We start from the raw sequence: 21,214 nt of genomic DNA on the forward strand, positions 1-21,214 counted from the left end.
CCCTTTTATTTCTTTTTGGATGGGTTTATTTCCTTTTTGAGTTTGTTTATTTCCTTTTGAGGGCTATTATTTTTTGGGTGCCTACACCTGTGATTACATCATTTACTAGCTAAGAACCATCAGAGGAAATTTTCAGCATTACGCCTCTTGAACAATATTGCATCATCTTGTAGTATCCTCTTTCACTAATTCAGTAGCAATATCTATTAGCTTAGCTATCTTATTAAATTAACTAAAGATATTTAATACAACAATAAAAGAAAAGCCCTTAACCTCCGAAGAGATTAAGGACTTAATTTGCAGTCTATTTTCTGAATTGTTTCGGTGACTGAAACCTAAAGTAACGTTATCGTTTAGTCTTATTCGGCAGTAATACCATTAGTTAATGTTAATTGAACAGTTGCTTTTTGTCCGCCTACATTAATAGTTGCGTTAACAACAGCACCATCTTCAGCAGATGTAATTTTTGCGTCAGCTGTACCATTTCCAGTGAATGTTGCATTACCAGAAACTTTTGTGAATGTAATTGTATCAGCAGCATCTACAGCTTTGACACCATATTGATCAGTTACAAGAACGTTAAGTAATTTTTCAATTGCAGCTGCATTAACTGCTGTTGTTTCTGTGATTTCTTTTTTGCTTACTAAGTCATATTTAGTAGCTGTTGCATCAACAGTTGGACCTACTAATTCAACTTTAGCAGGTTTTGCTTCTGCTTTAGAGTATGTGATTTCTTTAGTGAATTGTTCACCAGTTGAATTGATTGTAACAGTTACAGTTTGAGTTGCTGTGTCAGAACCAGTTGCAAATTTAATTTTAGATGCATCTTTACCGGTTACTGAGTAATCAGTATCTTCATCTAAAGTTACAACATCTCCAGATTTAGATGTTGCTTTAACTACTACATCTTTATCATAACCATCTACGATTCTATAAACACCAGCTTCATTAGCAGTAACATAGATAGGTGCTACATCTTCAACTTTGTATGAAGCAAATGTTGAATCTGAAACTACAGTAAATGTTTTTGTGAAAGTACTAGCTTCAATAGCATTATGTGCATCAGTAGCATCTAATAATTTGAAATCTAATTTATCAGATGTTTTAGCACCAGCATAATCAGATTTTGCAGCAATTGTTACTGATTTATTACCTTCAACATTGGTTACAGTGAATGGAGTATCATCACTAGCAAACGCTTTGAATAATACATCACCGTTATTTTCTGATTTAATTACTTGACCATATTGATCTTCAATAACTAAGTCAGTATTAGCAATTGTTACAGATTTCCCTTGACGTAAGGCAGTTGCTTTATCAGCTGAAATACCAGTTACAACTGTTGCTACAGCTTCAGCTTTAGGAACTACTGTTTGAGTGGATACTTTACCAGTTGAAGTATTTACAACAACTGTTAATGGAGAATTAGCTACTACACTTTCGTGGTCCACTTTAACAAATAATCCTTTACCTTCTACTTCTTCAATAGTACCGCCTGTTACAGTTACTGTGTCGTTAATAGCATCCAATGCTTTTTTAGTTGTTACTTCTTTACCTTCACTATCAACTACTGAAAGTGGGAAGTAAGTATCTTTATTAGCTGTTACTAATGCAGTTGGAGCTGATAATGTTGCAGAAGCAATTTTAACACCATCTTTAACTGTTACAGTTCCTTGAGCACTTGTACCATTAGCTTTAGAAATTGCTAATACATTAGTTGTACCTGCTAAGTTAACAGAAGAAACTTGTAAAGCTAAAACGTCTTTACCATCAATAGTAACTTCTTTGATTTCGTTGTTATCAGCAAATGCAGCTACTGCTGAATTAGTATTAGTAATAAGTAATTCATTATTTGCTTTGTCTGCATCTGTAATTTCTTTACCATATTGATCTTTTACAGTGATTGGTAAGTAAAATTTATCTGCAGAGAAATCTGTATCTTGAGATAATGTTTTACCATCTTTATTATAAAGAGTTCCCACTTCAACTGAAGAAGCTACTGATTTTGCAGATACTTTTACAGTTTTAGTAGTAGTAGTTGCTGTTGCACCGTTTACTAAAGTGACGATAATATTATCACCTTCTTTAACAGTAGAAGCAGTGATGCCTTCAAGTGTTAGAGTACCATTAGGATTTAGTGTTCCAGATGTTGCTACACCAGAAACATTAACATTTACGTTACCAGCATTAAGTTTTGTTACATCTTCACCATATTGGTTTGAAATTTGAACGCCAACTGTAGCTGTAGTCTTACCATCATTATCAGTAACGCCACTTAAAACCGCATTATCAGAAAGCACTTGAATACCAGCAACTTTTTCATCATCAGCAGTTACAGTACCAGTTAAAGTTTGTTCACCATTTTTCACTGATACAGTGTAATCACCTTTAGTTAATTTTGAAGTTAATTCGATTTGAGCAGATTTTTTATCTTCTGCAATTACAACGTTTGCAACGTTTGATTTAACTGAACCTTTAGCTACAGAGAAATCAGCAGCTGTAACATTTACAGCTTGGTTAAATTTCACTTCTAAAGTTTTAGCAGTAACAGCTTTTACAGATTCAACTGCAAGATCAACAACTGTGCCGTCTTTATATAGTTTTTCAACACCGTTTTCATCTTTGTATGTTCCGTTAGCTAATTCTGCATCAAAGTAGTATTTATCTTCATATTTTACTAAGCCTTTGTTAAGTTCTGCATCTTTGTATAGTTTATCTTGGTATAATACAAGATCTTTGTTAAGAGCAGTGTCTTTGTATAGTTTATCTTGGAATAATACAAGACCTTTGTTAAGTTTAGTATCTTTATATAGTTTGTCTTGATATAAAGCAAGACCGATGTTAAGTTTACCATCTTTATAGAATTTTCCATTGTAAATACCTGTATCTACAACTTTTTTACCTTTTACATAGTAAGCTTTTTTGTAGTAACCAGTAGCTTTAACGCCTTTTTTGTAGTAAACCCCTTTATAAGTACCAGTTTCGATTTTCTTAACACCTTTTACGTAGTAAGCGCCTTTATAAGTACCTGTTGCTTTAACGCCAGCTTTGTAATAGCGTTTGCTGTGAAGACCAGTGAACTTTTTACCATCTTTATATAGTACTGATTTATAAACTTTGTAACCTTTGATTGCTTTTTTAGTTTTAGCGTTTACAAGTTTACCTTTTGATACCTTGTATGTAGTTTTTGCAGATGCTGATAGATCGCCAGCTACAACTGCTGATGTGATAACAGAAGCACCTAGAGCTAGGGCAGCTGCTGATTTTACAAATTTCATTTTGTAGTTTGTCATTTTCCATTCTCCTTTAATATATGTACTATTTTTGGATTACGTACGTAAGAATAATATACCTGAATATATTCCATAAATAACCTTCAAGTAATCCTTGATGACTATATTACCACAAATAATTAATGATTTTAATATTTTTTGATAACTTTTTAACATAAAATCGAATAATAATCCATTATTACTATTAATTTTATATTATTTACCTTTTATAGTTACCATCAAATCACTTCAAATCTTTCATTTCAACATACAATTACTTATAATAGGTTATAAATAGAAATTTAACAAAATAAGCAAATTATTAATTCATTAACACAGGCAAAATACTTATAAATTTTAACAATTAAAGGTTCTATAAGAACCTAATAACTATTTATCCTTGATGATATTTATTTGATATATATACAAGCAATAAAGTTTTATTATTAATCAAAAATACCTAATTATTCGTATTCTATTAAATTGAAATCGATTTCATTCGACATTTTTCGACTTTCGTTCGTGTTTTATATGCATCATTTCCTAAATCATCCATCAACAACTGGATCCAAAGCGTTCTAATTCCACTTCTAGTTTTTTTGTCATATTTACTTCATTTCGTATTCTCTATAAAATTTATACTAGTTACTCTCGTATCTATTTTTTCTTAGCCTCATATAAATTTCTACTACTTAAAACAAGATTAAATCATACTACTAGGTGCAATTTCTCTTTATATTCAATCGTTATTTCTAATAATATTTCTCAAAAAGGTTCGAAACTTCTAGTTATATGTATATTTATCAGATTACAAATATATTTCTTTCTTATTATTTTCGATAATATTATTACCCTTTCTTAACATTTTGTTAAACGCTACCATTCCCAACCTTTATAATGTTTAAATTAATATAGATATACTTAAAAGGAGCTTTTTATTTTGAAAAATTTGTCGAATATAGATAGTTTAGTTGAACAGATTGGGAATCGAATCATTCAACAACACGAAGAAAAACCAAGTGATATTAGTTATCTCGAACTTTCCTATCTTTTTGAACAAATCGATAAAAAAAATAAAGCCATATACGTTTTACAAGAAGGGATACAAGAACATCCTACCAGTATCTCTCTGCATCGAGCATTATGGTCTTTATATACAAAGCAAAACAATCAAAAAGAAAAAATAAAACATGTACCAAGAGTTCTTAAAAATTGCATTCAGAAAAAACCAATTAAATTTTTTGAACGTTTACAAGAAGTACTACTTCAAAATCATCAATTTGAATTATCTCTTGCTATTACCCAAATGCAGTTACAAAAGCAGCCAACAGATGTTGTTCTTTTGAATAAGGCAATCCAAAGAGCTTTAAGCGTTACTCATTATAAGGAAGCTATTATTTATTTGGAAACTTTAAAGAAAGAAACGACCGATATCAATCAGCTTGTACGAATTAATATGAAAATCGGAATGGTTCATATGCTTAATGGGGAATTTGCTAAAGGAGAAAAACAATTCACATATTGCATGGAAAAATACGGAGATCTTTTACCTGAGATTTATAATGATGGTTACGAGAAATTAGTCATCTTCAATAACGGGGAAAGCTCCATCGAATATTACAAAAGCATCCATTCTACGAAACGAGTTGTTGCAACCTTTGATTCTATTGATAAAACCAATAAATCAAAACCATTTGCTTTTGGGATTTTAAAGAAGAAATCAGTCGACCTTATCTCCCTTAGACGTAGAACAGTAGACAATTATCATCAAGATCTTTCACGAGAAGAGTACTATCGTACAATAGAAAAGTTAATACCTTTTTACGAGAAGAGATTTGCGTATGGGACAAGTTTAGGTGGATATTGTGCATTGTATTTCGGTGCTACTATTCCAGAATGTAAAATATTAGCGCTTGCACCGAGAAATTCTGCTCATCCAAACTATGGATCTAAAATAAGAGGAAACTCTAAATTTACCCATTCACTTTCTCATCCTATTAATACAGAAATAAAACCAATCATATGTTATGATCCGAAAGAAAGAATTGACCAACGTTATATCACAAAAGAAATTAAAAAATCATACCCTAACGCGGATTTCAAACATTTCTATTATGCAGGGCACCGTGTTCCTTTATATTTGCAACAAATAGGCGTTCTAAAAGATTTAGTTTCTCGCTTTTTAGCAGAAGAACCAATTCCAGAATACAGTTCAAAACTGCATAATAAATCTGCAGAATACCATAGAATTCTCGCTATTGCCTGTAAGCGTCATTTAAAATATAAGTGGGCACTAGATTTAGTCAACAAATCCGTAGAACTCGCACCAACATATGATCGCTCTTTGGCACTTAGAATAGAAGTATTACTTAACTTAAAACAATATGATGAGTGTATAGAATATGCAAAAGAGGCGATTAAGCTGCACCCAAGTTTAGCTAAATTTTATATCCTTTTATCTGATGCCTATGTTGCAAAAGGTGATATAGACTTAGCAATAGAAGTATTAGAATCCGCTAAACAGTCTATTAAGTCCAAAAAAATCAAGAACAAACTTGCTTCTTTGAAAGAACAGATGCAACTTGTTTAATCAAGTACTCCAACAGAAATTACATTTTCTTTGAAGTACCCTAAAAGTTAAAAAATGAGTTTGGTACCTACTCTACCGGACTCATTTTTTAATTTTGCCAATAAAAAACGCTTCCCAATTGTTACATATCTAACAATTAGGAAGCAGTTCAATTTCGTTGTCTTTAAGAATTATCTTATTTATCTGTTGTAGCTGGTTCCACTACTACAGTAACTGTTACTTTAGATTTATTGGAAGCCAAGTCTTTTGAATAATATTTGATTTTGTAAGCTCCTGCTACAGTAGTATCAATATGATCAATCACTTTTCCTTGTGGATTGAAAATTTTTGTAGTAACTGTAACTGTTTTATCTAAATTATCTTTTGCTGTAGCTTTTGGTGCAGTAAATTCTTCACCATTTTTGACTTTGTAGATTTTTTTAGCGCCGCCTTCAAGTGTAATGACTGGAGCTTTGTGGTCTGCTACTGCTTTACCGTTTTTAAATTGTACATTTTTACCGTTAACTTCATAAACACCAGTAGCACGAACTCCATTAATATAGTAAATACCTTTTACAGTTACATGGTTTAATTTTTTACCATTTTTAAAATGCACATGACCTTTTTCTCCAGTAAACGGTTTACCATATTTGTAATAAACGCCTTTAAATGTACCATTGGCTTTTACACCTTTTTTGAAATAAATCTTTTTAACTAAACCTGTATAAAGTTCTCCTTGTTTATAATACTTACCTTTATAAACACCGGTGAATTTTTTACCGTTTTTATAAAGTACTGAATTGAACATTTTAAATCCAGCAATTACTTTTTTACTTTTAGCGTTAATTAGTTTACCATGTGAAACTTTGCAAGTAGTTTTAGCAGATGCTGATGCGTCACCAGACACTACTGCTGTTGTTAATACAGACGCACCTAAAGCCAACGCCGCTGCAGATTTAATCATTTTTTGCGCAAATTTTGTCATTGTTTTTTCTCCCTTAACTATTAAAATAGCAAAGATACTTCAGCTTTATATGGCTTAATACCATATTATCCCTTAGCAATCCTTACAAAATATACTAGCATAAAAAATGATATATTTTTATTACAAATAGCACTTAATTATTATATAAATATAACATTCTTCCATTAATATTAAATGTTGTTTGTATTTTTTCAAAAAGGTTACAAGTGTGTATTCATCCACTTAAATATGACAATAATATAACTAATTTCTTAATATCATGTTAAGTTTTATTTTTTATTAAGTATTGGTGTTAGTTCTATGATTAAATATTATTGTAGAGAAGTTTCCAACTTGATTTTAAAGATACTAAAGGAGATATTTACATTGAAAATGCAGACGAACACCGTAGATTTGGCGGATCAGATTGCAAAACAATTGATACAACAAAAAGAAGAAAAGCCAAGGACAAAAAGCTATATTCAATTAGCTTCCATTTATGAAAAGGCCAACAATTTAACTGATGCAATGTACATTTTACAAGAGGGACTTCAAGTATATCCAACAAGCCTTTCATTACATCGTGCATTATGGACATTTTATGCAAACCATAATATTGATAGAGGAAAATCATTGCATATACCTAGAACGATCAAAAGAGTATTAAATAAAAAGCCCATTAGATTTTTTGAATTTTTACAAAGAATATTTCTAAAAAATCATCAATATAAAACTTCTTTAGAATTATTAAAAATGGAGTTACAAACTAATCCAGAACAAAAAGAATTGCTTTATAAAATTATTGAACTATCTTTAGAATTTGGTCATTTTGAAGAGACGATTTCTTATTTTGAAAAACTAAAATCTTTAGAAAAAGATACAAAATCACTTGTCAAATTGAATATGAAAATCGGAATGGTTCATATGGCTGCTGGGCGTTTTGAAGAAGCCGAGAAACAATTCGCATATTGCAATGAAAACTACGCAGAACTCCTTCCTGAAATTTATAAAGATAATTATGAGAAAATAGTAATTTTCAATAATGGAGAAAGTTCCATCGAGTTTTATAAGTATATTCATCCAACAAAACGGATGGTTGCTACATTTGATGCTATTGATAAAACAGTTACAGGGAAACCTTTTGCGTATAAACTCTTGAAGAAGCAAGGTGTCGATTTAATCTCGCTTCGACGTAGGACTGCAAATAATTATCATCAGGATATTACTAGAGAAGATTACTATCATGCAATCGAAAAGTTAGTGTCCTATTACGATAAAAGATTTGCGTACGGCACAAGTTTAGGTGGTTATAACGCGTTATTTCTAGGTTCTACGATACCTGATTGCAAAATATTATCTATGGCACCTAGAAACCCAGCTCACCCTATATATGGTACGAAGGAACGAAAATACAACAAGTTTTTACATCCTTTATCTCACCCAGTAAATAAGGATATTCAACCAACTATTTGTTACGATCCAAAGGAAAAAGTGGATAATCCTTATATCACAAAAGAGATTATGCATTCTTATCCTAATGCGATTTATAAAAAATTCTACTATGCTGGGCATCGTGTGCCAACTTATTTAAGGGAAGCTGGAGTTTTAAAAGAAATCGTTACATTATTTTTGTCTGAAAAACCAATACCAGACTATGATCGAAAATTGCATACAAAGTCTGCGGAATACCATCGAGTGCTAGGAATTCACTGTCGTAGACATAAGAAAATGAAATGGGCTTTAGCTTTAGCAAATAGATCCGTGGAATTAGCACCAAAATATGATCGTTCACTTGCTCTTCGTATTGAAATTTTGATAAAAATAGGAAAACTGGAGGAAGCTGAAAAATATACACATGAGGCTATCGAAATACACCCTGATTTATCAAGATTCTACCTCCTATTGGCCGATATTTATATAGCTAATGGAGAATCAGCAAAAGCTGAAAAAATGCTAGAAGCTACTAATAAGAAGATTCGTTCGAAAAAGATCCGAGAAAAAATTGCTGATTTAAAGGGAAAAGAATAAGGCAGATTAAACGCTTTAAAGGATAAAAGACATCACATATGTCCAAAATAAAAAGGAAATTGCATAATGCAATTTCCTTTTTTATATGGGCTGAACCACTTTTAACCCAACTTTTTAATATTATTCAACAATAGCAATCATGCCTTGTTCATCATCAATTTCTAGACGAATGCTTGCGGCATATGGGTCGATATTCACTTCTTCTTGTAAAAAGACTCGAATTGCCGATAACATATTAGCTACTCGATACGTATCTTTTCGACCATTATAATAGGCTTCTGCATAATAGCCTTCATCGTCATCGAAGCAAAGTTCAATTTCAACATTTTCTGGCATTACATTGATTTGTCTCGCATGGTAGACACATAATGCATTTATAAGATTATCTTCTGAAAGTGTTATCGTTTCCATACGTTACGATCCTCTTCTTTTCTTTTGTTACGTGTGAACATTTGGAAGATTTTCATGACTAACATGATTAACACTAAAATGGCAATCACATTAATAAGTAATCCGAAGAAATTACCCATTGCTCCCATATGACTCATCATACCGCCAAATAACATACCTGCTAACCCACCGACCATCATCCCTTTTAGGAAGCCACCTTTATTGGTTGTAGGATTTGCTGTATTTGTTTTATTGTTTGTTGTTTTGTTATTGATGCTATTGTTGTCTTTTGTATTGCTATTTGTATTTGATTTATTGTTATTAAAGAATGAATTATTATTTGAACTTCCGTTTGAGTTAAATCCACGTTTTCCTGATTTGTAACCTTTTGCTTCCGCTGTGATTGTTCCTTGATGACTATCCATAACAATTGGCCCAACAGTTGAGAAAGTAAGTGTAGCTGCAAATAAAGCTGCTGCAAGTTTTTTCAATTAAAAACCCTCCGATAAATTTAAGTTTTTTAACTTACTACCATTTTATCATCTACCGTCTCTTTTATAAAATGAAACGCTAAGGCTCAAGAAAATTTTTTTAGGCGATTAATTAGCGACAACTTATATCCTATTTCACAAAACTTGAGGTCCGTCTTTTTTAGAATATACCTTTTCTAATATGACTTAAAAAGTTATAGTAATAGTACAGGAGGAGATATTTTGACAACAATGAAAACCGTTCAACAACGTTTTGAACAAAGTACTTTCTGGCAAACACTTGGTTTTGAGTATATTCATGCAGAAGATGGAGTTGCTGAAATTGCCTTTAACTACCGTGAAGATTTAACAAATGTTGTAGGAACTTTACACGGTGGTGTCTTTATGGCAGCTCTTGACACAGTAATGGGGATCGCAACTCACACTCTTGGCTTTGATAAAGTCGTTACAATACAATTGGAAACAAGATTTTTAAAACCTATTACAAAAGGTCGAATTCAAGCATTGGGTCGTGTTATCTCTCAAACACGTTCAACCGTCATTTTAGAAGGACGATTATATAACGAAGATCAGGAACTAGTAGGCTTTGCAACAGCCACCTTTAAAGGAACTCATTAATTTCACCTATATCTAATAGGATTATTATAGTTATATTAAACTATCTATGTGACATAAAACCCCCCAAATATACTTAACTTGAAATATACCTGTTACAAATTTGTAATCAAATTTAGGTATAATTGAGAAAATTAAGAGATTTGGGGAGGTTTTGATGAAATATAGTAAAAGGAATAATTTGATCCTTTTGTTTACTACAATATCGCTGTTAGTAAGCAGTTTATTTTATGGATTAACTGCAAATGCAGCAATTATCATGAAGTTCTCCGATTTAAATAAACAGCATCCCGCATACTCCTCCGTCTTGTATGTCACAAGTATGGATTACATGAATGTATACAAAAATGCAGCTTTCAAGCCCAAAAAAGCAGTTACAAAAGCTGATGCTGCTAAATTTGTTGGTAAAGCAAATGATATTTCAAGCGAAGTAAAGTTAGCAAGTCATATTTCATTTGAAGATGTCTCACATAAGACATCAAACTATTCATATATTATCGCTTTAACATCAATTGACGCATTTGATCATGGCTCGAAGTTTTATCCACAAAATACAATTACAAGACAAGAAGCGGCAAAACTCATTGTAAATGCATTTAACCTACCTATAAAAACAGGTAAAGAGTATGTAGATGTAACTAAACATAATTCATATAAAGACTATATTTCAACAGCTGCTTCATACAATATTTTAAAAGGTAATTCATCTAAAAAGTTCCTTCCAGAAAAGAAAATGAATCGTGCTGATTTTGCAATTGCATTGAAAAAGGCACTAGATGCAAAAGATGAACTTGATGAGTCCATGGCTGAAGAAATCGATAGCATGCCAGATTCATCTGATAGCGATATAGATGAAACTGAAGATGATGATTAATACAAAAAGTGGTCATAATCTACAAATGTAGATGGATGACCACTTTTTAGGTTCGTATGAATGTAATAGTGCGAAGTACTATTTGATTACAACTTTACTATAGGTACCTTTCTTATTTTTTTCATTAGGATTAACGACTAAATAATAGGTTGTACCAGATTTCAGTTGTTTGCTTGGTGTAATAATCAGCTTTTTGCCCGAAGTCTGTTTGACAATTATTTTGCGCGATGTTCCACCAATTTTCCATAAATATACTTTAGAATTTTTGAGCGTGGTCCATGACAAGTCCTTACTAGTTTTTACTTGCATAGATTGAGATGATACACTCTTCTCTATATTGGAACGTTTCTTATAGCTTTTTAATTGTTTTAACAAATAATCATTATGACTTTTTTCTAATTCTTTCCCTATTGCTGTTGGAATATCAGGTTTGACACCTTTTTTGTTAATCTTATATAAGTTAGGTCCAAAAAATTCTGCCGTTGTTAACTTAAGGATACTTCCATCACTTAAAGGAATAATACTTTGCATAACCCCTTTACCAAATGTCGTTTGTCCATAAATCTTCGCTAATTTGAAATCCTTTGCCGCTGCAACAGTCATTTCTGATGCACTTGCTGTGTTGGCATCTGTTAAGATTGATACTGGCTTATTCCACTGAACTTTTTGTTTGATAGCATCGTAAATCTGAAAATCTCCTGCTTTTGCTTTGTATACAAAAGCATATGTAGCCTTTGGAAAAATCCCTATTACTTTTTGTGCAGTATCCACGTATCCTCCACCATTACTGCGGAGATCAAAAATCCATCCTTTCATCCCAGGCATAGACTTAATAGCATTCTGTATTTCTTTTGCACTTTCATCCGAAAAACTGTTTAATCGGATAAACCCAATATTTCCTGCAAGTTTTTTGGTTTCTACATTGGGTAATTTAATAACTTTCCGAGTAATTTTTTGGTCAAATGTATTTTTGGTAGAAGGCCTGAAAACTGATATATGTACTTTAGTATCCTCTTTACCTGTAATACGCGAAGTGATCATTTCAGAAGATTCCCCAGCTATATTTTCACCATTAACTTTAGTAATAATATCTCCCGCTTTTAGACCGGCAAGTTCTGCAGGACTATTTTTTAATATAGAGACAATTTTCAAACCCTTTTTATCCTCTAAAATAGTAATACCGATACCTACAAATTTTCTTTTAATGGCATTTTCAAAAGTCTGATATTCTTCTCTTGTCATATAAACTGAATAAGGATCCAACTGCTTCATCAATTCATCAATCCTAGTACTATTCAGTGCGTCTGTTGATACTTTTGGATAATAATACTCTTTTACGATATTTTTAACTTCACCTAAGGGTTCAGCTGCATAAGCACTAGACGATGCAAATAATAAAAGCATAATCATTAATACACTAGAGCTAAAAATTTTAAATATTTTCATGAAATCCCCCACTTTTATCTTTTAATCTATTGTACCTTTTTGAAAGATAGAGTGGGTAAACTATGAATATTTTATCGTTTGAAGTTAAATATAGTGTTGTAGCAGGTGATTCTTTCACAATTGAGTAACCGCTTTCAATTCAACAAGCAACTTCGACTTCTTTATAAAATATTTCTTTTAGTTATCAAAATGATTCTTTATTCTTTTCTCTTTTCTATATATTTTATAATTCATATCATCATCGTCTTTTACAATTTCACATTGTAGAAAGGTATCCTTGATATTAGTAGGAATGCGTAAATAATTTGCATGGTATTCTAACTTGAATTTTAGTTCATATGCTCGATGAATTCTTTTTTCAAAAGAACGAAAGCTTATTGGAAGTAATATTGATGAACCATTAGTGAAGAGGATTTCAGTATTATGATATTTTTTACTATAATCTTTAATATGATCAAGAGCGATCCAAATACAATCTTTATTTTTTTGAGATGTCGTTGGAAGCCAAACTAAAAGACGTTTCAGATTAATAATGATTGGAAACATCTGAACTTCACCTAAAATATGACGAGTGCCTTCATTAGCCCCTTTCAAACTAGAGCCAAAAAAGCGTAAATTATAATCAATAAGTTCTAATGGATTTAAATGACACTTTTTTAGGATTCCCACTTCTAGGATCCATGTTTCGATACCACCATTGCCATTAAAGTCTGGTATAAATGCCATTGTATTTTCATTTACTATGTAAACATCTTCTAGCATTATTTACCCTCCCTTTTAAATTAAATTTACTTTTTAATTCGTTTTTAGGTTTAAACTCCCATAAATATACTTCTTTTCAATAAACCTCATCGAAAACAAAGTATAAATGTCATAGTTAGATTATCTATTAATATTATTTTATAATCAGTATTTTCAACTGTCAAAATTTTTCTGTTTTTAGTTTATTTGTTTATTTAATCTTTGTATATTTTGTGAAGGCTTGATTTATTTCTTTTTTCGAGGGGTTTCTAAGGAGTTTAACCAAATGCTAGACTTATGCAAAGATAAAAGGCATCTCTATGGTGAGATGCCTTTTGGTTTTATTTACATCCAAGGATGACCCGGGTTCCATTGGTGCCATTGATTGCTTGGATAGTGTTGACCTGGCATCCACTGATTACTTGGGTAGTAGTGTTGGCCCGGCATCCACTGATTGCTTGGGTAGTGCTGACCTGAATTCCATTGATTACTCGGGTTTTGTTGACCCGGTTTCCATTGGTTACTTGGGGAATGTTGACCTGGGCTCCATTGGTTGCTCGGGTTTTGTTGAATTTGGTACTGTTTATTATCTTGTGGCCACTGATCCTCTGAATGCCAATTTGAGCCTGTATTCCATTTGTCCTCTGAGTGCCACGGATTCCATTGATACCCAGGACTCTTACTTCCAAATCCATCGAAAGGTTGAACCATTTTTTCTCTCCTTTGCATGTTAGTCAATGCAGTATATGTGACATTTAACTACTTGGCTTGGGGGTTTGACTAGATAAAGTTATTTGTATGTATAACTTGTTAAAATAGGATCAATTTTTACAACGCTTCAAATATAAAAAATACCAAGGCCTATTAAATGACCTTGGTATTTTTTGCATTTAAATATGTTGGGCTATACTGTTACAAATCTGTTGCAATACTATATGTTTCCGTTACATAATCGACTGTTTTTCTTTGATCCTCAGCTAAACTTACAAGCGTTGCACCAAGTTCTTCTAGTGCTGCTGTACTTTCTTCAATAATGGCCGCAAATTCGCTTGTGTTTGTTTCAATTGTACGAGCATTAGTTTCAACTGCCGTTACCTTTTCAGAAACTATTTGCATATTTTGTTGGAGATCTTCCATCGTCATATACAATGTGTTAAATGCAGTTGCGGAACTATCTGCAGCTGCCACTTGGCGATTAATACGTTCAGAACCATCTAGAATTTGGTCTAAAGTACTTTTATTGTATTCATTTACACTTTGGAGATTCTGTTCGATTTTTACTAATGCATCAGCTGATGTTGATGCTAATTTACGAATTTCTTCTGCTACAACTGCAAATCCTTTACCGTGCTCACCTGCTCTCGCCGCTTCAATTGAAGCATTCAACGATAGTAGATTCGTTTGTTCGGTAATCCCTTTAATAGCAGCGGTAAATGAATTTGTTTCTTCGATTTTCGCTGTTAAATTCTTAAAAGATGTAGATAAGTCTAAGAAGAAGTCTTGGAAACTATCTATTTCCTCTTTTACTTTTGTCATATTGCCTGTACCATTTGTTGCTTGTTCACCAGCTTCAGTTGTTGAATTCATGGCCTGTTGCAATGACTGTTTCATTTCACGGATTGTTTCATTTGAGTTTTGGATATTCTTCACAATATCATTAATACGATTTGTTTGCTGTTCAGCTCCAGCACTCACTTCATCAACAGCAGTTAACATTTCTTGTTGAGAAGCACTTGTATTTTCAGCATTTGTTTTTATTTTTTCTAAATTTGTTGTAATTACATGAACTGCTTCCGAAAGTTTGTTGGCAGCTATTTTTTCTTCCTCAGATTTTTCATGAACCGTACGTAACAAGTCTATTGTTTGTCCCAGCACATTACCATTTTGGCGGATTTGCAAGAACAAGCCAATCATGATTAAGCCAAAGATTAATACTAAATTCGGGATTTGATCACTTATACTTAAATTTTCATTGAAATTAATAATATTCATATAAATGGATATTGCACCTAATATGATACCTGTTATAAATACTTTTAAATTTGAGTGAATACTAGAAAGCATAATTAAAAAGAATGACAATGCAATTGTTCCAAGTTTGCTCGTTCCTTCACCTATGATTAATATCATAATAAGTGCGAAGACAATAACAACCATGATGTATGGAAAATATCCTTTAAAAGCATCAAATCTTTTCTGCAATAGAAAAGCTACTACTGCTAAAAGTAAGGCACCTCCTACGGATATAGTTACGACTAGCATTGAAGCAAACACTAATTGTGCAATAAACCCTAAGCCGGCAGCAATACTAATTACCAAAAATAAATAATTATTTTTCTTTTTTAAATCATCCATCTTCAAATCTTCAATAGTCATATTTTCGCACTCCTCTATTTATCCTAGCGTATTAGTATGTAATGCATAAGACTAACATTAAATATCTTTATTAGGTATTTAGTAATGTTTTTATCTATTTATTTGAAATTATATCAGTTTATATACTTATAAACAATAATATTAACTATTAAAATATTAAATACTTTTAGACAAAAGATGCATTGTTGAAAACAAAAAAACCATCTAATCATATAGATTAGATGGCTATATTTAATACTATTTTTTTATAATTATAGATGTCTGTATCCTGCGAAATGTGCTTTCCAATATGATTCGTATACAGAACTAATTTGCACTTTATTTCCGCTAGCTGCGATAAATCTACCGTTGCCCATATAAAGACCAATGTGAGAAATACCTGCTTTATAAGTATTTTTGAAAAATACCATATCGCCTACTTTAGGTGAGCTAGTTGGTGTTGAGATTGAATAGAATCCAGCTGCTGTCGTGCGATAAACGGAAAGTCCTGCGTTTCTATATGAATAATAGACAAGTCCACTACAATCAAAGCCACTAGGTGATGAGCCACCAAATACGTACGGCACTCCTTGTTGTCCTAGTGCAATTGATACTGCTCTTTGTAATTTTGTATTTGCTGAATTTGTTGCAACACTATTACTTACTTTTTTAGCTGTGCCTTTAACTTTTAACTTTTGACCAGTTTTGATATTTGTTGATTTTAAGTTATTCCAGCTCATTAGTGTTTTATAAGACACGCCATATTTCTTAGCAATTCCAGATAATGTATCACCTTTTTTTACTGTATATGTAGAAGTTGCTTTTGTTGAGCTACTAGTTTTTACAGAGCTCGTTGCTGTGCCTTTAACTTTTAACTTTTGACCAGATTTGATATTTGTTGATTTTAAATTATTCCAACTCATTAGTGTCTTGTACGATACACCGTATTTTTTTGCGATTCCAGATAATGTATCGCCTTTTTTAACTGTATATGTAGAAGTTGCTTTTGTTGAGCTAGCAGTTTTTGCTGTTTTAGTTGTTGATCCTGTAACTTTTAACTTTTGGCCAGATTTAATATTTGTTGATTTTAAGTTATTCCAGCTCATTAGTGTTTTATAAGACACGCCATATTTCTTGGCAATTCCAGATAATGTATCGCCTTTTTTAACTGTATATGTATTCGCTGCAGAAGCGGTTGTTTCGTTACTAATTGTTGAGAAAAGCATAATCGAGCTTAATGCCATTGCTGAGATGATAGTTTTTTTCAATTTATTTGAACTCCCTTAGATTAGCTATTGTAATCTATTATATAAGAGTTATGTAACAAAACTGTAATATTAATATTACAAAATATTATTTTAGATTACAATATGATGAATTTTTGATTTTTTTATTATATTTTTGTTTTTTCGCTGTAGTTTTAATAATTTTATAGTTTAGTAGCATTCAATAGTTGTTTGTCATTTTTTCTATTATGCAGTATACAAAAGATTCATTATTTTATTTTGTGATGAATCTTTTGTATGGAATAATATATTAAGAATAAAAGTTGTAATCCTGATTATAGGTTTCTTTTTCCTTTTTAGTTTTATCTACTCTATGATATTCCGATATTTGGATCATCCGAACCTTTTCTGTATTTAACTCATGATATATTCCTCTATTGTCCATAAATGAAATATATTGATCACGTTCGCGTTGAATAAGATTTTCCGCTTCTTCTTGTGATTCCATGAATATAAATCGTCTAACATAATGTTCTTTATCAAAAAAATAAGTAACTTTAAATTCTTTCATCGTTTCTTTCCACCTCGAATACGTTTCAGTGATAAATTGTTTTTAACTTCTATAGGATATCCATTTAGCTTCTGTTAAAACATTAAAGTGGAATTTATTTTAGGTAGCTGCTATCGATTATGGGATTTAATATAGGATTTCTTTCATAGTAAATCGGTTTTCTCTTTGTGATAACTTTGGGCCGCTTTTGCATGGGGAGGTGGTTGCTTTTGCACAACTCGTGGCCCCTTTTGCACAACTCAGCCCCTTTTGCACAACTCACAGCCCCTTTTGCACAACTCGCGGCCCCTTTTGCACAACTCACTACTCCTTTTGCACAACTCAGCCCCTTTTGCACAACTCGCGGCCCCTTTTGCACAACTCACTACTCCTTTTGCACAACTCAGCCCCTTTTGCACAACTCGCGGCCCCTTTTGCACAACTCACTACTCCTTTTGCACAACTCAGCCCCTTTTGCACAACTCGCGGCCCCTTTTGCACAACTCAATCAGTTTCTTAATAAAACTTTTCTATTTCGCATTTAAACTGACAAGTATGAGTGTGATTCCTGCAAAGAGGCAGATCATTCTGGGGATTGATATTTTATCTGCAAGTCCAAATAAGGCGATGGCAGTTGTTACAATCAATACTGTTGGTCCAACTAAAGCTAACATCGTATTGATATAGAAGGCTTTTTCTAAGCTATTGAATTTGAGCATAAATAGAGCTGCTGTTACTTCAATACTGCCAGATAGTAGACGTAAAATTACCATTAAAAGTAGAGATTTTTCAATTATTTTCATCATCCAATCTTAATTGACTTATTATTTTCAATATATGTCTTGTCTCGTTTAATTATTTTTCAATATTCAATTCAATGCAAAAAAGTCATCTGATCTTAAAAGTGATCAAATGACTTTTTGTTTAAAAATCTTTATTCTAACTTTTTCTTTACGATATCTACGTATGGCGCTTTGTCATACTCATCATAAAGTGCCATGGAGATTCGTACTGGGTCTCCGAAGAAGAAACGTTCATATAAAGTTTGACGTGTACCGAAAGCACTCATCGTTGCATCCCATGCTAAGCGGAATAGTTTCACACGGTCCTCTGCGTTATCGGCTGCAGATTGCAAATATTGATGTATATCTTGTCGGATTGGTGATTGAAATGCCTCTTCTGTTGGGATAGACATAAGACCACTTGCACCTAGCTGTTGTACAATTTCTGCAAAACGAGGATATACTTTAGGAAATACATTGATGGCAATTCTTAGTGCAATAGAATTTGGTTGCATTAAACCTGCATCATTTATATCGGCCTCTACTTCAGCTTTTAGAACTAGAGCCTTAAGTGTTTCAAGCGCAATGATAATTTCAGTAGCTTTTTCTTGTACATGCTGATAACTCGATATATTAATACTTTCAATTATAGATTGCACTAACCCTAGCATAAATTCTGTTTTTACAATTTGGCGTGAGAGTACTTGGTGCAGTGAAAATTGTTGGAATCCGCACTTGTTTAAGTAATTTTGCGCAACATCAATATTGTCATAAAAGAATACGCGATCCCATGGCACTAAAACATTATCAAAAACAACAATCGAATCCATTTCCTCAAAGCGAGAACTTAGCGGATAGTTAAATTTTGAATCGCCACCTACGAAAGATTCTCTACAGATAAATTTGAGACCTTTTGTATTACTTGGAATTGAAAAGGCAAATCCACTTTCCTCATTGTAAGGTCTTCCAGGTGATACTAATAACATTTCGTCTGTAATTCCACCCTGTGTAGCTAACAGCCTTGCACCTTTTACGATTAAGCCTTCCTTCGTTCTATCTATGATCTTAGCAGCAATCGGTTCTTTTGAATTTTCATAATAGATATAACTTCTGTCTACTTGTGGTTCAATAAAAGTATGAGTAAGACATAAATCATTTTCACGCACGTATTCATAATAGGCTTTTATGTTTTCTGGAAAACAATTTTCTTTTCCCTCTAATAGGTGAGCCGACGCAGCCATTGTCATTAAAGTGGTGTTCATATAGTCCGGACTTCTCCCCATCATACCGTTCGACTCTCTTGCCCACTGCTGCACCATCTTCCTCTTTTGCGCTAATTCTTCTCTTGTTTTAGGCATAAGAAAAGAAAGGCCGACTGGATTTCCAGTAGTCGGTGATTTATAAGTCATCATACTCTTAAACTTTTCTTCATTTTGCAAATCGTACAGGCGAGCCTGGCTTTCCATAACACCCTTAAAAGCAGGATGTTCCGAAATATTCCCTGTCACCCGTTTGCCACCTAACCATACTTCTGAATTTAATTCATTAATCCGGTCAATGTATTGCTCTCCTGTTCTTACGGGCATAACCTTCCCCCTTGTAATCAATAACCATTTGAATTGCCTAAATTATTATATGTAGAGGTTAAATAGGTGGTGACGATATGCTAAGTGGGATGTAACCTTAATATCTACAAATAACCCCGCACTGTGGAAAGGTGCGAGGTTGAGCTAAAGTGCATTAAATCAGCCTACTATTCAAAATTTGATTGTTCCCTGTCGAGCATTTCAAAAATCTGATTGTAACTAGGACCGGATTCGGCATTTAATCTTTTTACTTCCTCAATATCCGTTCCAGTCCATGTATACTTTTTTGGCGTATCCGGGTCAACCATATTCCCATTTGCCGTTGGATCGAATTCGTTGTTTGCTGCTATTTCTTTTATTTCGTTAAATGTTGGTCCTGATTGAGCATTTTGTTTTTTCACTTCGGCTATATCCGTTCCAACTTCTGTGTATTTTTTGTTGCTCATTTAATCACCTCCATTTTTTATAAGGGAACATTCTTCTAGCTATTTTCTTCTTCCGCAGTATGAGGTTCTATAACTTGCCCTTGTGCTTCGTGGAGACTAAGTCCACCAGATGAGAAAATGGGTGGCTTGTTATAATTTACTGGATGGCTATAAGCTGAAGTGGCGGTTCCTCCTAGTTCTGCTACAACAAATTTCGTCGCATTACTTGTGACGGATGGATATGTTCCTTTTCCAATTACTTCTTCAACACCTAATTCTGTTTTGTTTCGTTCTTCCTTTTTCATGAAATCACCTCCATTTACTTTATATTTCCACAAAGGAAGTTATTTATGAGAAAGTTTGATGATAGATCTATCACTGCCTTAAAAAGCGCTAATATCTTCTATTACCATTTCTAAGTTTTACTTCCAACACTTAGTTATATTTCTTCATCTTTATGGAAATAATGCTTTTATCTATTAGAAAGGGAGGTGGAATAATGTTTAAGAAGCTTTTTACTGTTGGAATTATTGGTGCAATCTCTTTTGTCGCCGGTTCATACTATACAATGGCTAACCCATCCACTAACCTCTATGTATGGAATAAGAAAAATGTTGAGTTATTTTCATCAACCCCCGCGAATATCAGCTCAGCATTTGAAGATATAAAATTCGTTTTTTCAACATCTATAGAATTGATTGATAACAAGATAGAAAAATTGTTCACTCCAGATCATGAGGAGCCAAAAATTATTGAAACTGATCAATTCAATCATGATAATCCTTCAACAGACGATTTAAAAAATATAAATGTTGACCATGAAGAAAAAGATATACTGCCTGCGAGCGGTGGGATTGGGATTTAAGTTGTTTTGATGGGGATTAAATTCATTTGGTACTG

The 21,214-nt window shown here is 32.7% G+C and carries 19 protein-coding genes; 6 read left to right on the plus strand and 13 right to left on the minus strand.

Annotated elements, in window-relative coordinates; translation table 11 throughout:
* Positions 1-359 precede the first annotated feature (359 nt).
* Positions 360-3,293, minus strand: a complete 2,934-nt coding sequence (locus D1606_RS12645; protein ID WP_119416376.1) for a hypothetical protein — start codon at positions 3,291-3,293, stop codon at positions 360-362.
* Between the two features lie 919 nt (positions 3,294-4,212).
* Between D1606_RS12645 and D1606_RS12650 the strand changes: the two genes are divergently transcribed.
* Positions 4,213-5,862 carry a tetratricopeptide repeat protein gene (locus D1606_RS12650; RefSeq protein ID WP_119416377.1) on the plus strand — a complete coding sequence of 550 codons (1,650 nt, stop codon included), beginning with the start codon at positions 4,213-4,215 and terminating at the stop codon, positions 5,860-5,862.
* Between the two features lie 175 nt (positions 5,863-6,037).
* On the opposite strand, the gene D1606_RS12655 is transcribed toward D1606_RS12650, so the two are convergent.
* Positions 6,038-6,826 (minus strand): immunoglobulin-like domain-containing protein, encoded by a 789-nt coding sequence (locus D1606_RS12655; RefSeq protein WP_119416378.1) that lies wholly within the window; start codon positions 6,824-6,826, stop codon positions 6,038-6,040.
* A gap of 372 nt (positions 6,827-7,198) precedes the next feature.
* On the opposite strand from D1606_RS12655, the gene D1606_RS12660 reads away from it, so the two are divergent.
* Complete coding sequence (locus D1606_RS12660) at positions 7,199-8,833, plus strand: tetratricopeptide repeat protein (RefSeq protein ID WP_233548100.1); 1,635 nt, start codon at positions 7,199-7,201, stop codon at positions 8,831-8,833.
* 120 nt (positions 8,834-8,953) lie between these two features.
* Here the strand turns inward: D1606_RS12660 and D1606_RS12665 are convergent, their stop codons facing one another.
* Both D1606_RS12665 and D1606_RS12670 read right to left on the minus strand, forming a co-directional pair.
* Entirely contained in the window at positions 8,954-9,244 is a 291-nt protein-coding gene (locus D1606_RS12665; protein ID WP_119416380.1) for a DUF2653 family protein, read from the minus strand.
* Positions 9,232-9,714 (minus strand): hypothetical protein, encoded by a 483-nt coding sequence (locus D1606_RS12670; RefSeq protein WP_119416381.1) that lies wholly within the window; start codon positions 9,712-9,714, stop codon positions 9,232-9,234. The genes D1606_RS12665 and D1606_RS12670 overlap by 13 nt, the downstream gene beginning before the upstream one ends.
* Before the next feature lie 231 nt (positions 9,715-9,945).
* Between D1606_RS12670 and D1606_RS12675 the strand changes: the two genes are divergently transcribed.
* On the plus strand, positions 9,946-10,332 hold the full coding sequence (locus tag D1606_RS12675; protein ID WP_233548101.1) for a PaaI family thioesterase: 387 nt from the start codon (positions 9,946-9,948) through the stop codon (positions 10,330-10,332).
* Positions 10,333-10,486: 154 nt separating this feature from the next.
* A complete protein-coding gene (locus D1606_RS12680) occupies positions 10,487-11,203 on the plus strand; it encodes an S-layer homology domain-containing protein (RefSeq protein ID WP_119416383.1) in 717 nt (238 codons plus the stop codon).
* Between the two features lie 78 nt (positions 11,204-11,281).
* On the opposite strand, the gene D1606_RS12685 is transcribed toward D1606_RS12680, so the two are convergent.
* Together D1606_RS12685 and D1606_RS12690 are read right to left on the minus strand one after the other, a co-directional pair.
* The gene (locus D1606_RS12685) at positions 11,282-12,649 is read right to left on the minus strand and encodes a S41 family peptidase (protein ID WP_119416384.1); all 1,368 of its coding nucleotides are present in this window, start codon (positions 12,647-12,649) and stop codon (positions 11,282-11,284) included.
* 177 nt (positions 12,650-12,826) lie between these two features.
* Positions 12,827-13,411, minus strand: a complete 585-nt coding sequence (locus tag D1606_RS12690; protein ID WP_119416385.1) for a competence protein ComK — start codon at positions 13,409-13,411, stop codon at positions 12,827-12,829.
* Positions 13,412-13,725: 314 nt separating this feature from the next.
* On the opposite strand from D1606_RS12690, the gene D1606_RS18640 reads away from it, so the two are divergent.
* Entirely contained in the window at positions 13,726-14,124 is a 399-nt protein-coding gene (locus D1606_RS18640; protein WP_147414519.1) for a hypothetical protein, read from the plus strand.
* Between the two features lie 178 nt (positions 14,125-14,302).
* Here the strand turns inward: D1606_RS18640 and D1606_RS12700 are convergent, their stop codons facing one another.
* The 7 genes from D1606_RS12700 to D1606_RS12735 form a co-directional block, all read right to left on the minus strand.
* Positions 14,303-15,766 (minus strand): methyl-accepting chemotaxis protein, encoded by a 1,464-nt coding sequence (locus D1606_RS12700; protein WP_119416387.1) that lies wholly within the window; start codon positions 15,764-15,766, stop codon positions 14,303-14,305.
* A gap of 251 nt (positions 15,767-16,017) precedes the next feature.
* Positions 16,018-17,013, minus strand: coding sequence for a C40 family peptidase (locus D1606_RS12705; RefSeq protein WP_119416388.1), 996 nt, complete (start codon positions 17,011-17,013; stop codon positions 16,018-16,020).
* A gap of 268 nt (positions 17,014-17,281) precedes the next feature.
* Positions 17,282-17,542 (minus strand): hypothetical protein, encoded by a 261-nt coding sequence (locus D1606_RS12710; RefSeq protein WP_119416389.1) that lies wholly within the window; start codon positions 17,540-17,542, stop codon positions 17,282-17,284.
* Positions 17,543-18,051: 509 nt separating this feature from the next.
* Positions 18,052-18,327: a YqhV family protein gene (locus D1606_RS12720; protein WP_164489580.1), complete on the minus strand. Its 276-nt coding sequence runs from the start codon at positions 18,325-18,327 to the stop codon at positions 18,052-18,054.
* 128 nt (positions 18,328-18,455) lie between these two features.
* A complete protein-coding gene (gene hpaB, locus D1606_RS12725; RefSeq protein ID WP_119416392.1) occupies positions 18,456-19,889 on the minus strand; it encodes a 4-hydroxyphenylacetate 3-monooxygenase, oxygenase component in 1,434 nt (477 codons plus the stop codon).
* Between the two features lie 167 nt (positions 19,890-20,056).
* Positions 20,057-20,335, minus strand: a complete 279-nt coding sequence (locus D1606_RS12730) for a hypothetical protein (protein ID WP_119416393.1) — start codon at positions 20,333-20,335, stop codon at positions 20,057-20,059.
* A 35-nt stretch (positions 20,336-20,370) separates the two neighbouring features.
* Positions 20,371-20,619, minus strand: coding sequence for a hypothetical protein (locus D1606_RS12735; RefSeq protein WP_119416394.1), 249 nt, complete (start codon positions 20,617-20,619; stop codon positions 20,371-20,373).
* 194 nt (positions 20,620-20,813) lie between these two features.
* On the opposite strand from D1606_RS12735, the gene D1606_RS12740 reads away from it, so the two are divergent.
* Entirely contained in the window at positions 20,814-21,179 is a 366-nt protein-coding gene (locus D1606_RS12740; RefSeq protein WP_119416395.1) for a hypothetical protein, read from the plus strand.
* The last annotated feature ends 35 nt before the right edge of the window (positions 21,180-21,214 follow it).

The sequence above is a fragment of the Rummeliibacillus sp. POC4 genome (assembly GCF_003576525.1).
Lineage (GTDB): Bacteria > Bacillota > Bacilli > Bacillales_A > Planococcaceae > Rummeliibacillus.